We start from the raw sequence: 15049 nt of genomic DNA on the forward strand, positions 1-15049 counted from the left end.
GGTGAATTAAGCCCGGTACCAAGACTCGGCGGAGACCCGGCATGGCACCTCTTCCAGCAGCCCCTTCCGTCAAATGCGGTTCAAAAGGGATTGATTGCGTAGGGTAGTACGGAAATAATTCGCAAAAACGAGGCAGCACCGCTGCCGGCCGTGGGTCCAACCGGGGAGGGAACCATGGCAAAGTTGAGACAGACCAGCGGGTAATCGGCTGGTTCACTAACCAAGAGATGGAGAAGTCAATGGTGACTCTCGGTGAGGTATTCCTCAGTGAGTTTGCTGGAACAGCAGTCCTGATACTGCTCGGTTGCGGAGTGGTTGCAAACGTGGCCCTGCGCAAGACGAAGGGCAATGGCGGAGGGACCCTCATGGTCAACTTCGGCTGGGGCCTTGGCGTGTTTGCCGGTGTGTTTGTTGCCGTTCAGTCCGGCGCGCACCTGAACCCGGCGGTGACCTTTGGCCTGCTGTTCAACGGTTCGGATCTGGCCCCCGGCGTGGAAACCAGTTTTGCCTCCGTCATGGTTTACCTGGTGGCACAGCTCCTGGGTGCAATGCTGGGTGCTGTCCTGGCATGGCTGGCATACAAGAAGCAGTTCGACGACGAGCCCGACGCAGAGAACATCCTGGGCGTCTTCTCCACCGGTCCGACCATTCGGTCCTACGGCTGGAACGTTGTCACTGAAGTCATCGGCACCTTCGTTCTGGTATTCATCATCCTCGCCTTCGGCGGTACCCCGAATGAGCTGGGCCCGCTGGCTGTTGGCCTCCTGGTGGTTGCCATCGGCGCCTCCCTCGGCGGCCCCACCGGTTACGCCATCAACCCTGCCCGTGACCTGGGCCCCCGCATCGTCCACGCCCTGCTGCCCATTCCCAACAAGGGCAAGAGCGACTGGGCCTACTCCTGGGTGCCGGTTGTCGGCCCGATCATCGGCGGTTCGCTGGCCGGAATCGTCTTCAACGGCATTCCGATGCCCGTCGTCTAGAACGTTGACCGGGCGGATTTCTTCCGCCACCAAACTTCCCTCAGTAAAAAGGAGCGAATCATGACTGATCCCTCATACATCATTGCCATTGACCAGGGCACCACGAGCAGCCGCGCGATTGTCTTCGACCATGACGGCAACATCGTTTCCACGGGCCAGAAAGAGCACGAGCAGATCTTCCCCCGTGCCGGCTGGGTGGAGCACGATCCCGAGGAAATCTGGACCAACGTCCGCGAGGTTGTCGGAACCGCGCTGTCCAAGGCAAACCTGACGCGGCACGATATTGCCGCCGTCGGCATCACCAACCAGCGTGAAACCGCTGTGGTCTGGGACAAGACCACGGGCAAGCCGGTCTACAACGCGATCGTCTGGCAGGACACCCGCACGCAGTCCACCGTCAACGAGCTCGCCAAGGACGGCGGCCTGGACCGGTACAAGCAGCAGGTTGGCCTGCCGCTGGCCACCTACTTCTCCGGTACCAAGATCAAGTGGATCCTGGACAACGTGGAAGGTGCGCGCGAACGCGCCGAAGCGGGTGACCTGATCTTCGGCAACACCGACTCCTGGATCGTTTGGAACCTCACCGGCGGCACCGACGGCGGCGTCCACATCACCGACGTCACCAACGCCTCGCGCACGCTGTTCATGGACCTTGAGACCCTGACGTGGAACGAAGACATCCTCAAGGACTTCGGTGTTCCGCTGTCGATGATGCCGGAGATCAAGTCATCCTCCGAGGTCTACGGCACGGTGCACACCTCGCAGCTGCTGCGCGAAACACCCGTTGCCGGCATCCTGGGCGACCAGCAGGCCGCCACCTTCGGCCAGGCCGCTTTCGGCCAAGGCGCTGCGAAGAACACCTACGGCACCGGCTGCTTCCTGATCTTCAACACCGGTGAAGAGATCATCCAGTCCGAGAACGGCCTGATCACCACCGTGGCGTACCAGCTGGGAGATTCCAAGCCGGTTTACGCGCTGGAAGGTTCCATCGCCGTCACCGGTTCGCTGGTTCAGTGGCTGCGCGACAACCTGGGCATGATCCAGAGCGCACCGGAGATTGAGCGCCTGGCCAACGAGGTCACCGATAACGGCGGCGTCTACATTGTTCCGGCCTTCTCCGGACTCTTCGCTCCGCACTGGCGTTCCGACGCCCGCGGCGCGATTGTTGGCCTGACCCGGTTCGTGAACAAGAACCACATCGCCCGTGCAGCCCTGGAAGCCACGGCTTTCCAGACGCGCGAGGTGCTCGACGCCGTCAACGCCGACTCCGGCGTTCCGCTCACCGAACTGCGCGTGGACGGCGGCATGGTTGCCAACGAGGCACTCATGCAGTTCCAGGCAGACATCCTCGGCGTCGACGTCGTCCGCCCCAAGATCGTGGAAACCACGGCCCTGGGTGCCGCGTACGCCGCCGGCCTTGCCGTTGGCTACTGGAATGACAAGGAAGAGCTGGAGACCAAGTGGGCTGAAGACAAGCGCTGGACTCCGCAGATGGAAGACAGCGAGCGGGACCGGCAGATGCGCCTGTGGTCCAAGGCTGTCACCCGGACCTTCGACTGGGTTGACGAGGACGTGCTGTAACCACACCGCGCCTGTTTCAGCGGTAGGACAAGGGCCCCGGCGGAATTTCCGCCGGGGCCCTTGCCGTCCCCGCGACGAAGCCTGGCGGAGCCCCGCCGGGGCCGGTGTTTGACCCTTGCTGCCCCTTGTCGGTAGCGTTCTGGCAGCATCAATGGTGATGCAGGTCACGAAAGCGGGAATGAGTGTTGGAACCACCTACGGCAGGACGCGGGGAATTGCCGGTCGCAGTCATCGGAGCAGGGCCCAGCGGACTGGCGGCCATGCGGGCCTTGTCCCGGCAGGGGCTGGAGTTTGTCGGCTTTGAACAGCACACCGATGTGGGCGGGCTCTGGAACATCGAGAATCCAGCCAGCACCGTGTATGAATCCGCCCATCTCATATCTTCAAGAACCACCACCGAGTTCGCTGAATATCCCATGCCTGCGGGCACTCCGGACTATCCGGGGCACCGGCACCTGCAGTCGTACTTCCGCGGGTACGCAGACCATTTCGGGCTTCGCGGTTCCATCCGGTTCGGGACTCAGGTCACCGCCGCCACGCAGGACGACGGCGGCTGGCAGTTGTCGTGGCGCAGTGCCGAGGGTGCGGGCAGCGGGAAGTTCAGTGCCTTGATCGTGGCCACCGGCACGCTGCACACCCCGTTCGTGCCCGGGTTTCCGGGCACCTTTTCGGGTGAAATCCTGCACTCGGCGCACTACAAGAACCCCTCCGACCTGGCCGGCAGGCGCGTCCTGGTCGTGGGTGCGGGCAACAGCGGCTGCGACATCGCCGTGGACGCCGTGCACCATGCTGCGTCCGTGGACATCAGTGTGCGGCGCGGCTACTACTTCATCCCGAAGTACATTTTCGGCCGGCCCACCGACACGCTGAACCAGGGCCGCCCGCTGCCCCGTCCGCTGAAGCAGTTCATCGACAAGCGGCTGCTTCGGATGTTCACGGGCGACCCCCGCCGCTTTGGCTTCCCCGAACCGGGCTACCGGATCTACGAATCCCACCCTGTGGTCAACTCCCTGATCCTGCACCATCTGGGTCACGGCGATCTCGAGGTGATGCCGGACATTTCCCGGCTCGACGGGCATACGGTGCACTTTCGCGACGGCAGCGCGCGCGAGTATGACCTGATTCTGCTCTCCACCGGCTACGTCCTTTCCTATCCCTTCCTGAACCGGGCCGAGCTGGGCTGGAACGGCCCGTCGCCGTCGCTGTACCTGAACATGTTCAGCCGGCAGGCGGAAAACCTGATCGTCGTGGGCATGGTGGAAGCCTCCGGCCTGGGCTGGGAAGGCCGCTACAAGCAGGCAGAACTCGCAGCTGCCTATCTGGCCGCGCAGGTTAATGCACCGCAGCGCGCAGCCGGGTTCCGGCAGGCCATCGCCGGACCGTCCCCTGACATGACCGGCGGCTACAAGTACCTCGGCTTGGACCGGATGAGTTACTACGTCAACAAGGACGCGTACCGGGCGCAGATCGCCGCCCATCTCGCGTTGCTGCACCCAACGGTCCAGCCAGCGGTCCAGAGAGGCCAGCCAGGCCAGCCGACGGTCCAGCCAGTGGTTCAGTCTGCGGCCGCGACGCGGGGCGGGGCCGGCACCCATGCCCATTGACGACGTCGTACTGAACTTCACGCCCGCCTCGCTGATCGTCCTGAACGCGGTCCTGGCCCTGATCATCCTCGGAATCGCCCTGGAGGTCCGCCCGTCAGACTTCCGGACCGTTGCCCGCCATCCCAAGGCGGTGGTGCTGGGCATCGGCGCGCAGTACCTGGTGCTGCCCGCCGTCACCGTAGGGCTGGCCCTGCTGCTGAATGTGCCGGCCTCGATCGCGCTGGGCATGATCCTGGTGGCGTGCTGCCCGCCGGGCGGAATTTCCAACGTGCTGACCCACCGGGCCGGAGGCAACGTCGCCCTGTCGGCGTCGATGACCGCGGTATCCAACCTGGTGGCCATCGTGGTCATGCCGCTGAATGTGGCGCTTTGGGCGTCGCTGAACCCGGCCACCGATGCCCTGATGCGCGACTTTTCCCTGAACCGTGCCGAGATGCTGGTCCAGGTGCTGCTGATCATCGGGCTTCCCTTCGCCATCGGCATGCCGCTGGCCCGGCGCTTTCCCGCGCTGACCGCCAAGGCGCTGCCCTGGGTGCAGCGGGTGGGACTTGTGGCCCTGCTGGTGTTCATCATTTCCGGCACGGCCAGCAACCTTGGACCGCTGCGCGAGCACCTGGGCACCATCTTCCTGGTGGTCCTGCTCCATGACGCCGTGGCGCTGGCCGTCGGATACTGGACCGCAGCAGCAGCCCGGCTGGGGGAACCGGACCGCAGGGCCTTCGCCTTCGAGGTGGGCGCCCGCAACACCGGGCTGGGGCTGGGCCTGACGCTCACCTTCTTCGCCGGACTGGGCGGCATGGCCATGATCGCCGCCTGGTGGGGGATCTGGGACATCCTGGCCGGCCTGCTGCTGGCCACCTGGTGGCGGCGGCGGGATGCCCGGAAAGCAGCCCGGGCCCCAGCCATGCCCGGAACGCCCGAAGCAACCGAAACCCCAGGACCTGCTGCCCGAAAGGAAGCCCCATGACCCGGGTCTGCATCACCGGAGGCAACGGCTTCCTCGGCAGCGCGGTTGTTGCCCGGCTCCTGGAACACCCGCAGATTTCCCATGTCCTGTCCCTGGACATCCGCGAACCTGCCCCGGAGCGCCGCCTGGACGGGGTCAGCTACGCGCTGGCCGATGTCTGTTCCCCCGACGTGGGCCGGCTGCTGGCGGAGCACCGGATCGATACCGTGGTGCATCTGGCAGCAATCGTGAATCCGGGCAAGGACACCACGCGCGAACAGGAGTTCGCCGTAGACGTGACCGGTTCCCGAAACGTGCTGGCCGCCTGCATCGACGCAGCGGTAAAGCATGTGGTCATCTCCTCTTCCGGCGCGGCCTACGGCTACCACCCCGACAACCCGGCCTGGCTGCGGGAAAACGATGCCCTGCGCGGCAACAACGAGTTTGCCTACAGCCACCACAAGCGCCTGGTCGAGGAGGAACTGGCCCGCTTCCGGCAGGAGCATCCGGAGCTGAAACAGACCATCTTCCGCATCGGCACCATCCTGGGCGAGCGGGTCCGCAACCAGATCACCGCCCTGTTCGACGCACCGCGGCTGCTGCGGGTCGCAGGCAGCGAGTCCCCGTTTGTCTTTGCCTGGGACACCGACGTCGCCGACGCCATGGTCCGCGCCGTGGTCACCGGGCGCAGCGGCATCTTCAATGTGGCAGGCGACGGCGCCCTGACGGTCCGCGAGATCGCCGGACTGCTGGGCCGCCGGACCCTCACGGTCCCCGGCCCGGTACTGGCCGCCGCCCTGTGGCTGGGGCACCGGCTGAAGGTGACCGTGCACGGGCCGGAACAACTGCGGTTCCTGCGCTACCGCCCCGTGCTGGACAACACGGCCTTGAAGGAAGACTTCGGCTTTACCCCCACCTATACGAGCCGCGGGGCGTTCCTGGCCTTCCGCGCCGCCCGGGATGCCGCCGAACAGTCCGGGCCGGCCCCAACAGCACCGGCCCGGACTGCACTGAATTGATACTGCAATTAATTGATGCTCAGAAGTAACTGACACCGTTGGTTTTGAACGGCAGACCCAAACCGCCGGCCACTTCCGCAATGAGCTCGGGGCAAAAGAAGTACCAGTTCAGGGCAGCGATCAGCGGCTCCCCCTCGACGCACCGGATCCGCAGGACGTCGGCCACCACTTCGGGGGAATCCGGGGCGTTCTTGGGCCGCTCCCACAGGAGGATGACTTCCTCACCGTCGAACCAATGGATACTCGGCCGGTAGAGCTCGGCGGCGTCCGGACCGAAGGTGTGGCTCATCGACCCCGTGCGGATCTGCTCGTGTCCGGTTTCGCTGACGTTGCCGACGACGTCAGTCCGCCCGGTGGAGAGGAACAGGCGCACCATCGTTTCGATGTCGTAGGCGGCAAACGCATCGGCCAGCTGCCGCAGCACCGCCGCGTGGGGAGTGGGCCGGGAGGCCACCGCGGTGTCCAACCGTGCGGGCGCGGGCCTGCCCTCTGCCTGCGCCGCCTGCAACGCAGCCCGGCCACGGTGCAGGGCGCTCTTCACAGCCCCGGTGGTGGTGTCGAGGATGCCGGCAATCTCAGCCAGCGGATAGGAGAAAACGTCCTTGAGGACCACGCAGGCCCGCTCCTGCGGCGGCAGCGCAAGCAGCAACTGCCGCAGGGCCTCCTCCACAGCCACATTGACCAGGGGGTCCACTGCAGTGTCGTCGGGAAGGTTCATGCCTACGTCCGTCCCGTCAGCAGGGGTAATCCTGCCACTGCGGCGGAGCGAGTCCAACCAGATGTTCGTGGCGATCCGGATCAGCCACGCCTGCGTGTTGACGATGGGTTCGTGCCGCTGGGATGCGTCAGCCAGGGCCTTCGCGAGGGTTTCCTGCAACAGGTCCTCGGCGTCCCACACGTTGGAAGTGAGGCTGCGGCAATAGCGGTAGACCGAAGCCCGGACCGGTTCCAGCGCCACGAGGAAGTCCCGCCGTGCCTGCCGCAGTTCGCCGCGAAGGCGGCCGTCCAGTACCGGTGAATCCAACTCAAGTGTCATCTCTGCCCCTTTTCCAGGACCCTGGGCCCAGCGTGCTCACGGTCGTCTCATTCAAAAGCATGGCACTGTGCCATGTTCCTATCCGGTAGACGCACGGACGCCCCAAAAAGATACGCAAGGCGAAGGAATCAGTACTGATGCGGCAGAATCGTCACATGTTGCTGCCTGAACCGCTGGTGCTGGACACTCCCCGGCTGACCCTGCGCCCTTACACCTCGGGGGATCTGGCAGCAGTGCACGGTTTTGCGTCGGACCGCCGGCTGACCGAATACGTTGAATGGGGTCCCAACACCTTTCAGGACAGCCGGGACTTTCTAGCCGCGTGCCGGGCCGAGGAGCAGCAGGACCCGCGGCGGGCCTACACCTTCGCGCTGACCGTGCCCGACGGCGGTGCAGGGGTCCGGAGCGGCCCGTTCGGTTCCGTGGGGCTGACGGTGGACGGCGCCGGAGCCGGCGAAGTTGGTTATGTCCTGGCTGCAGAGCGCTGGGGCCAAGGTTATGCGACCGAGGCCGCGGCCGCCGTCGTCGGCTTTGGCTTCACCGTGCTGGACCTGGACCGGATCACCGCTACCTGCAGGCCGGGCAACACCGCGTCGTCCCGTGTTCTCGAAGAGACCGGAATGGTGCTGGAAGCCCGGCTGCCCGCCCACAAACTCATCCGGGGCCGGCGGGAAGATTCGCTGCTGTATGCGATCTCCCCGTCATAAGGCTGTGGCGCGGCGACCGCCGAGAGGCGGCTGTTGTAAAGTGGAAAGATGAACGCTTTCCTCCTCCTTAGGTAGCCGCGCACCGTCCGTGCGCGGCCCAGCCCCTTGCCTGCCGAGGGGCTTTTGTGTGTCTGGGGGAAAGTGTGACGAAACTTGAGTTTAAGCGGCGGAACCGGCGCTGACCGGCTACCGCGGATCAACAGGATTTCTTTGAGGACAGAGGCGACAACAGTGAGTACGCAGTCACAGACGGATGAGTCTGAAGAGGCCGTATACAGTTTTGCGGACATTGAGCAGAAGTGGCCGGCAGTCTGGGACGAGCTCGGTGTCTTCCAGCCCGCCGACGACGGTTCCAAGGAACGCCGCTACGTCCTGGACATGTTCCCGTATCCCTCCGGCGACCTGCACATGGGCCACGCCGAAGCATTTGCCATGGGCGACGTCGTCGCGCGGTACTGGCGCCAGCGCGGCTATGACGTGCTGCACCCGATCGGCTGGGACTCCTTTGGCCTGCCCGCTGAGAACGCCGCAATCAAGAACAACGCGCACCCCAGCGACTGGACCTACCGCAACATCGACACGCAGGCTGCCTCGTTCAAGCGCTACGCCATCAGCGTGGACTGGTCGCGCCGGATTCAGACCTCTGACCCCGAGTACTACCGCTGGACCCAGTGGCTGTTCAAGCGTTTTTACGAGCGGGGCCTGGCCTACCGTAAGAACTCCCCGGTCAACTGGTGCCCCAAGGACCAGACCGTGCTGGCCAACGAACAGGTGGTCAACGGTGCCTGCGAACGCTGCGGCACCCAGGTCACCAAGAAGTCGCTGAACCAGTGGTACTTCAAGATCACCGAGTACGCCGACCGCCTGCTTGATGACATGGAGCAGCTCAAGGGCCACTGGCCCGAGCGCGTGCTGGCCATGCAGAAGAACTGGATCGGCCGCTCCGAAGGCGCCCACGTCCGGTTTAATATCGAAGCCGACGGCGGCAAGCCGGCCGAGCAGGTCACCGTCTTCACCACCCGCCCGGACACCCTGGCCGGAGCCACGTTCTTCGTCGTCGCCGCCGATGCTCCGCTGGCCGTAGAGCTGACCACGGACGAGCACATGGACGCCCTGCTGGCTTACCGCGAGCAGGTCAAGGCCCTCTCGGACATCGAGCGCCAGTCCACCGAACGCACCAAGACAGGCATCTTCACCGGCCGCTACGCGGTCAACCCGCTGAACGGCGAAAAGCTGCCCGTCTGGGCCGCCGACTATGTACTGGCCGACTACGGCACCGGCGCCATCATGGCCGTGCCTGCGCATGACCAGCGTGACCTGGACTTCGCCAAGACGTTTGACCTGCCCGTCAAGGCCGTGCTGGACACCGGCGAAGAGGATCCGGCAGAGACCGGCATTGCCACCACCGGCGAGGGCACCCTCATCAACTCCGGCAAATTGGACGGGCTGCCCAAGTCCGAAGCCATCCCGGCCGCCATCGAAATGCTGCAGGAACAGGGCACCGGCGAGAAGTTCGTGAACTTCCGCCTGCGTGACTGGCTGCTGTCCCGCCAGCGGTTCTGGGGCACGCCCATCCCGATCATCCACTGCGAAAAGTGCGGCGAGGTTCCGGTTCCCGATGACCAGCTGCCCGTCACGCTGCCCACCGGGCTGAAGGGTGAGGCTCTGGCGCCGAAGGGCACCTCCCCGCTGGCGTCCGCCGAGGACTGGGTCAACGTTTCCTGCCCGACGTGCGATGGTCCCGCCAAGCGTGACACGGACACCATGGATACGTTTGTGGACTCGTCCTGGTACTTCATGCGCTTTGTCTCCCCCCACTACACGGACGGACCGTTCGACCCCGAAGCGGCGAAGAACTGGATGCCGGTGGGCCAGTACGTGGGCGGCGTTGAGCATGCCATCCTGCACCTGCTCTACGCGCGCTTCTTCACCAAGGTGGTCCATGACATGGGCCTGCTGGAAGCCAGCGAGCCGTTCAGCTCGCTGCTGAACCAGGGCCAGGTCCTCAACGGCGGCAAGGCCATGTCCAAGTCGCTGGGCAACGGTGTGGACCTGGGGCAGCAGCTGGACAAGTACGGCGTGGACGCCGTACGCCTGACCATGATCTTCGCTTCCCCGCCGGAGGACGACGTCGACTGGGCGGACGTTTCGCCGTCGGGCTCCGCGAAGTTCCTGGCCCGCGCCTGGCGCCTGGGCCAGGGTGTCACCAGCGAACCCGGCGTCGACTTCGCGCAGGGCGACAAGAAGCTGCGCGCGCTGACGCACCGCACAGTTGCCGACGCCACCGAGCTGCTGGAGAACAACAAGTTCAACGTGGTGGTGGCCCGGACCATGGAACTGGTCAACGCCACCCGCAAGGCGATCGACTCCGGCGTGGGCGGAGCGGACCCCGCGGTCCGCGAAGCCGCCGAGACCGTGGCGATCATCCTGAGCCTGTTCGCCCCGTACACCGCAGAGGACCTGTGGGCCCTGCTGGGCCGTCCGGCCTCCGTGGTCAACGCCGGCTGGCCCGCCGTGGATGAAACCCTGCTGGTCCAGGACACGGTCACCGCCGTCGTCCAGGTGCAGGGCAAGGTGCGCGACCGCCTTGAGGTGGCCGCGGACATCAGCGAAGACGAGCTGCGCGAACTGGCTCTGGCCTCGGACGCCGTGCAGAAGACACTGGACGGCCGCGGTATCCGCACCGTGATTGTCCGCGCTCCGAAGCTCGTGAACATCGTTCCGGCGTAGGCTGGCGCTCATCACCATCACCGGGCGCGCTGATTCGGAGGGCTTATGAATGCGGACTGGCTGGACAAGCTGTCCGCGCGCGCAAAACGGCGGCGGCTCCGGGAAACCGGTGCCGCCCCCGCAGCCCGGGTTGGCGTTGTCACTGATTCCGCCGCTGCACTGCCGGGGAACTGGGCGCAGTCGGCCGAGGTCACCGGCCTGGTGCGGGTGGTATCCATGCCGGTGATGATCGGCGACCAGATTTACAGCGAGGGCACCGACCGCATGATCGGCGCCCTCGCGCTGGCTTTGGCGCAGGGTTCCGACGTGCGCACCTCCCGCCCGGCCCCGGGCCAGTTCGAGGCTGCTTACGCGGAGCTGGCAGCGGCCGGCTGCTCTGCGATTGTCTCGCTCCACCTCTCCGGTGAACTGTCCGGGACCGTGGATTCCGCCCGGATGGCGGCCCGTTCAGCCGCCGTTCCGGTGACCGTCATCGACACGGCCACTGTGGCGATGGGTGTGGGATTCGCTGTGGCCGCTGCTGCGGAAAGGGCGCGCGACGGCGGATCAGCGGCGGCCGTAGCCGATGCGGCACGTGCTGCTGCCTCCTCTGCCAGCATTCTTTTCTACGTTCCCAGCCTGGAGCAACTGCGCCGAGGCGGCAGGATCAGCGCCGCCGCCGGCTGGTTTGGCACCCTGTTTGCGGTCAAGCCCATCCTGGTGGTTCGTGAGGGCAGGGTGGTGCCGCTGGAGCGGGTGCGGTCCGCGCCCCGCGCGCTGGCCCGGCTTACCGAACTGGTCCGGCAGAACATCACCGCGCGTACCGGCCGGGTGCGGGTGGCAGTACATCACTTCGGCAATGAAGTGGAGGCCGAGCGGCTGGCCGGAACCATCGCGGAGGCCGCGCCCGACGTCGAACTGATGATCTGCCCGCTGCCCGCCGTCCTGGCCGCCCATGCCGGACTGGGCGTGCTGGCCGTGGCGGTCTCCGGTGATTCCGGGGCCGCACCCCAGGTGCAGGTTCCCGGGCCGGACGCCGGACCCGGGGGCAGTGCCGGCGGGACCTAGGCCCGGGCCTGGACCGGATTGGCGAACGGCAGTCTGCCGTAAACCTGAACGAACTCGCCGTGATACGCCGCCAGTGCCGGATTCAGCTGTTCCGCCGGCAGTTCCTTCCACGCCAGGAGAAGGTCTTCCGAGTCCGCGAGCTGCCAGATCAGCCGTCCGTCCCAGTGTCCCGGCGGCAATCCGTTGCCGAAGTCCACAAATTCTGAGATCTGGCGCCGAAGCCCGCGGTTGCCCTTGCTGCCGGGGCTGGCCTTGCCGATAAAGAGGATGTCCGCTTCCGGCACCCATTCAGCGGCGAGCTCTTCTTGAGGCAGGGATGGGTTTTTCTTCTTGAAGACGCCGGCCGTGCTGGTGCGTAGGAACCGCGGTTCAAAGCCGTGCGGCCTCAGAACGGCGAAGAGTCCCTGCCGCTGCGGGATCCGATTGATGTCCAGGGTGTTCAGGGACCGGAATCCGGCGAACCCGTCCGTCTTGAGGGATTTCTTGTTCACCGGGTATGGGCTCCTGGATAGGGGTAGCGAAGTGTGGCGCGCCTGCCCTGAGACCGGGTCATGCGCAGCGTTAATTCTACCGGGCTGTTTTCCGGTCCCCTTCTCCTCCTGCACAGGGCCCCGCCTGAGCCGGAACAGCGGACGTTCCACACACGGGCAGGAACTCTGCCGCAACCCGTGCCGGGGACGCTTAGTTTGGGTCCATGGCAGAACACCGCTGGGACACGGCACCCGCAACCGCAGAACAAACGCCCCGGCGCCGCTGGCTAATGTCCTTTCGCGGTGCTGTCCTTGCCGTTTGTCTGTTGATTGGCCTGACGGCTGGCCTCGCAGTGCTTCGAGGAGGCGGCCCGGAGGTGGAAGTTGGCAGTGTCGACCTTGCTGCGGACGGGCCGGAGTTCACCGCCCGCGCGGAGTCCGGCGGTGGGGAAAGGGGTGCGGCAGAGGGCTCCGATCCCGAGCGGGAGCCCTCCGACAACACCTCTGCCGGTGCGGAGAATAACCCCGGTAACGACGGCGGCGCCGGGTCCGCGACCGGCCCAACAGATGAAGCCGATCCTGCCGCGGCCCCCTCCGTCCTGGTCATCCATGTGGCGGGAGCTGTTGTGCGCCCCGGGGTTGTGCGGGTCCCCTCCGGCAGCAGGGCCGGCGACGCGGTGGAGGCCGCCGGAGGAACGGCAGCCGACGCGGATCTTGCCGCGGTGAACCTGGCGGCTCCGCTGCAGGACGGCATGATGGTGGTGGTTCCCCGCATAGGGGAACCAGTTGGAAGCCCGCCGCCGAACGCGGGCCCGGATCCGGGTGAAGGAGCGGGTGCGGGACAAGGTGCCGGAGGAACAGGCAGCACCGGGGGAGCAGACAGTTCAGGAGCCCTGATTAACATCAACTCCGGTTCATTGCAGGAACTCGATTCCCTGCCCCGGGTCGGACCGGTGATTGCACAGCGGATCATTGACTGGCGTGAGGAGCACGGCAGCTTCTCCCGGCCTGAGGATCTGGACGCTGTGCCCGGTATTGGCGAGACCATGCTCGCCGCCCTGCTGCCGCTTATTACCGTCTAGCATCCCAAAGGAACGGATCCGCGGGCAGATTGTTTCCATGTACCGTGGCCATGTTCGGTAAGCGATGTCCGGTAGGCGAGGTCCCACGGACCCGGGGTCAGGCTTCCGGATTGAGCATGGCGGCGGCTGTGGCCCGGTCACGCTCAGCGCCCGTGGTCAGCGCGTACACCGCATACCCGAGCGGCGCAGCCTCCCAGAGGTGCCGGGCCTGGGCGGCCAGACCCGAGTGCACGTGCCCGCCGGCCTGTTCGTACGCGGCGAGGGTGACCTGCAGCATCTCCTCCCCGCCGGCGCCGTACTGGGCGGCCAGGTCTCGGGCAGGGTCGTCAACGCGGGCCGTCGTCCAATCCAGGACCCCGGTGATCACGCCGTGCTCGTCGAACAGGATGTGTGCAGGATAGATCTCTCCATGGGTCATCACGGTCTCCTCCGGCCAGCAGGTATCGTCTTCAAGCCAGTTCTGCCATGCCGTGGACAAAGCCCGGGCGACGGTGAACTCTGCACTGACCCGGGAGATGTCGTCCCGCCATGCCTGACGGACTCGCTCCGGCGATCGAACCTCTACGCCCGCAGCCCCGGCCTCCGCCGCACCCAGAGAGTTTAGACAAGCCAGCAGAGAGCCCAGACGGGCCGCGTAGTCCGGGCTGGCCGGATCCATGTGCCAGACGATTTCCCCGGTCCCGGACAGGGTCAAGCCCGGGGCTCCGGGCAAAGCCGGGTAGGCAATCAGGTCCGGGGCTATGATCTGCCAATCCGGAACCGCTATCCCTTCAGCCGCAAGAAGCGGTGCCACCAGATTGAGGATGCGGACCTCGCCGGCCATTGACTCGGACACGTCCGTACGACGCGGAATCCGCAGTACCCAGCGGCGGCCGGTCGCATCAGAGGCCATGACAACGCGGTAATCCAAGCCCGCCTCGTTTAGGGTCGCACCGCCGGCGGACACCTGCAGGCCGTGGGAGGCGGCCAGCGCAATGGCATCTTCGAGCGTGTTCATTGGACCATCCTGTCACCTGTCCGCCCTGCCGGCACCTGCAGCGATCGGTGCCGCCTCGCACGCAAGCCTCTTCCCGCATCCTCCGACCTTCAAAGGTTATCCACAATATGGTCGATCACCGTTGAGGCTGACCGGGCTGCGCAGTTCGCTGTAGCAAACAGGGCACAGGGCGCTGACGGAAGATTAGGCAGACCATGAAGATTGACCGCACCGAAGAACAAGCCGAAGCAACAGGTGGTGTCTCTGTCCGGGCAGCGCTGGTCTGCTGATGGGCTTCGATTGTTCCACCCACCCGCCGCTCATTACCGTCTAGCCTGATGATGGACGGGAGCGGATCCGCCGGTGAAGCGGCATCAGAGCCTCAGCCTCCTCCGCGGATCGGACGGACTGCCGGACAGGAGCGCGGATGGCACCGGTACACGGCCGCGGCGCTGCGGGGGAATGTTCAACCCGGCAACGGCACCGATACCTCTGAGACCGATACATCCGTGCGTTCCGGGCCGGGACAGGCACTGAATCCGGGGCAGCCTGGCAGTCACCGGCATTCGGCGGCGAACCAGCCCGCGGCGCCTCCGCACGGTAGCCTTGCTGCCCGGGTCAAAGCGGTGGGAGAGCGGGTCCGAGCCCTGGTACCGCAAAGACCCGTCGACGCAGGGATTCATCCGCTGCTGGAGTTTCGGCTGGTGCCGGTTGCAGCGGCATCGTGGGCCGCTGCCGTCCTGGCGGTGCGGGTCTCCGGCGGTGAAGCGGCAATGCTCGGGATCATCTTGGCTTTTTGCTCAATCGTCCTTTTGGTCCCGGCACTGCGGCGGATGAGAAAACAAGGGGACCGGGGTCGGAAGTTCGCCGG

Annotated in this window: 12 protein-coding genes; 9 read left to right on the top strand and 3 right to left on the bottom strand. The window is 65.8% G+C overall.

Translation table 11 applies throughout. From position 1 onward, the window contains the following. Window positions 1-242: 242 nt before the first annotated feature. The 5 genes from QMA10_RS09000 to QMA10_RS09020 all read left to right on the top strand — a co-directional run bounded on the left by QMA10_RS09000 (window position 243) and on the right by QMA10_RS09020 (window position 6130). Window positions 243-980: an MIP/aquaporin family protein gene (locus tag QMA10_RS09000; protein ID WP_290167722.1), complete on the top strand. Its 738-nt coding sequence runs from the start codon at window positions 243-245 to the stop codon at window positions 978-980. 60 nt (window positions 981-1040) lie between these two features. Continuing rightward, window positions 1041-2561 carry a glycerol kinase GlpK gene (gene glpK / locus QMA10_RS09005; RefSeq protein WP_290167646.1) on the top strand — a complete coding sequence of 507 codons (1521 nt, stop codon included), beginning with the start codon at window positions 1041-1043 and terminating at the stop codon, window positions 2559-2561. A 215-nt stretch (window positions 2562-2776) separates the two neighbouring features. Further along, complete coding sequence (locus QMA10_RS09010; protein ID WP_290167648.1) at window positions 2777-4165, top strand: NAD(P)-binding domain-containing protein; 1389 nt, start codon at window positions 2777-2779, stop codon at window positions 4163-4165. Then, complete coding sequence (locus tag QMA10_RS09015; protein ID WP_290167649.1) at window positions 4155-5132, top strand: bile acid:sodium symporter family protein; 978 nt, start codon at window positions 4155-4157, stop codon at window positions 5130-5132. The genes QMA10_RS09010 and QMA10_RS09015 overlap by 11 nt, the downstream gene beginning before the upstream one ends. Continuing rightward, the gene (locus tag QMA10_RS09020) at window positions 5129-6130 is read left to right on the top strand and encodes an SDR family oxidoreductase (protein ID WP_290167651.1); all 1002 of its coding nucleotides are present in this window, start codon (window positions 5129-5131) and stop codon (window positions 6128-6130) included. The genes QMA10_RS09015 and QMA10_RS09020 overlap by 4 nt, the downstream gene beginning before the upstream one ends. Window positions 6131-6149: 19 nt before the next feature. Here QMA10_RS09020 and QMA10_RS09025 read toward each other — a convergent pair whose 3' ends face one another. After that, entirely contained in the window at window positions 6150-7166 is a 1017-nt protein-coding gene (locus tag QMA10_RS09025; protein WP_290167654.1) for an RNA polymerase sigma factor, read from the bottom strand. A 155-nt stretch (window positions 7167-7321) separates the two neighbouring features. Here QMA10_RS09025 and QMA10_RS09030 point away from each other — a divergent pair, with 155 nt between their 5' ends. The 3 genes from QMA10_RS09030 (at window position 7322) to QMA10_RS09040 (ending at window position 11650) form a co-directional block, all read left to right on the top strand. Continuing rightward, complete coding sequence (locus tag QMA10_RS09030; RefSeq protein ID WP_290167655.1) at window positions 7322-7873, top strand: GNAT family N-acetyltransferase; 552 nt, start codon at window positions 7322-7324, stop codon at window positions 7871-7873. A gap of 204 nt (window positions 7874-8077) precedes the next feature. Continuing rightward, window positions 8078-10603: a leucine--tRNA ligase gene (leuS, locus tag QMA10_RS09035; protein WP_290167724.1), complete on the top strand. Its 2526-nt coding sequence runs from the start codon at window positions 8078-8080 to the stop codon at window positions 10601-10603. A gap of 45 nt (window positions 10604-10648) precedes the next feature. Continuing rightward, window positions 10649-11650: a DegV family protein gene (locus QMA10_RS09040; RefSeq protein ID WP_290167657.1), complete on the top strand. Its 1002-nt coding sequence runs from the start codon at window positions 10649-10651 to the stop codon at window positions 11648-11650. Here QMA10_RS09040 and QMA10_RS09045 read toward each other — a convergent pair. Continuing rightward, window positions 11647-12141: a hypothetical protein gene (locus tag QMA10_RS09045; protein WP_290167660.1), complete on the bottom strand. Its 495-nt coding sequence runs from the start codon at window positions 12139-12141 to the stop codon at window positions 11647-11649. The two genes, QMA10_RS09040 and QMA10_RS09045, sit on opposite strands and share 4 nt — an antisense overlap. A 356-nt stretch (window positions 12142-12497) precedes the next feature. On the opposite strand from QMA10_RS09045, the gene QMA10_RS09050 reads away from it, so the two are divergent. Continuing rightward, on the top strand, window positions 12498-13202 hold the full coding sequence (locus QMA10_RS09050) for a helix-hairpin-helix domain-containing protein (RefSeq protein WP_290167661.1): 705 nt from the start codon (window positions 12498-12500) through the stop codon (window positions 13200-13202). 97 nt (window positions 13203-13299) lie between these two features. On the opposite strand, the gene QMA10_RS09055 is transcribed toward QMA10_RS09050, so the two are convergent. After that, window positions 13300-14199 carry a macrolide 2'-phosphotransferase gene (locus QMA10_RS09055; RefSeq protein WP_290167664.1) on the bottom strand — a complete coding sequence of 300 codons (900 nt, stop codon included), beginning with the start codon at window positions 14197-14199 and terminating at the stop codon, window positions 13300-13302. Window positions 14200-15049: the final 850 nt, after the last annotated feature.

The organism is Arthrobacter sp. APC 3897 (genome assembly GCF_030407495.1).
Classification (GTDB): domain Bacteria; phylum Actinomycetota; class Actinomycetes; order Actinomycetales; family Micrococcaceae; genus Arthrobacter_B.

Bases quoted from the DNA above. Each gene is read 5' to 3' on its own strand.
- glpK (WP_290167646.1), top strand. From the start codon at position 1,041: ATGACTGATCCCTCATACATCATTGCCATTGACCAGGGCACCACGAGC.
- QMA10_RS09015 (WP_290167649.1), top strand. From the start codon at position 4,155: ATGCCCATTGACGACGTCGTACTGAACTTCACGCCCGCCTCGCTGATC.
- QMA10_RS09020 (WP_290167651.1), top strand. From the start codon at position 5,129: ATGACCCGGGTCTGCATCACCGGAGGCAACGGCTTCCTCGGCAGCGCG.
- QMA10_RS09025 (WP_290167654.1), bottom strand. From the start codon at position 7,166: ATGACACTTGAGTTGGATTCACCGGTACTGGACGGCCGCCTTCGCGGC.
- QMA10_RS09030 (WP_290167655.1), top strand. From the start codon at position 7,322: ATGTTGCTGCCTGAACCGCTGGTGCTGGACACTCCCCGGCTGACCCTG.
- QMA10_RS09040 (WP_290167657.1), top strand. From the start codon at position 10,649: ATGAATGCGGACTGGCTGGACAAGCTGTCCGCGCGCGCAAAACGGCGG.
- QMA10_RS09055 (WP_290167664.1), bottom strand. From the start codon at position 14,199: ATGAACACGCTCGAAGATGCCATTGCGCTGGCCGCCTCCCACGGCCTG.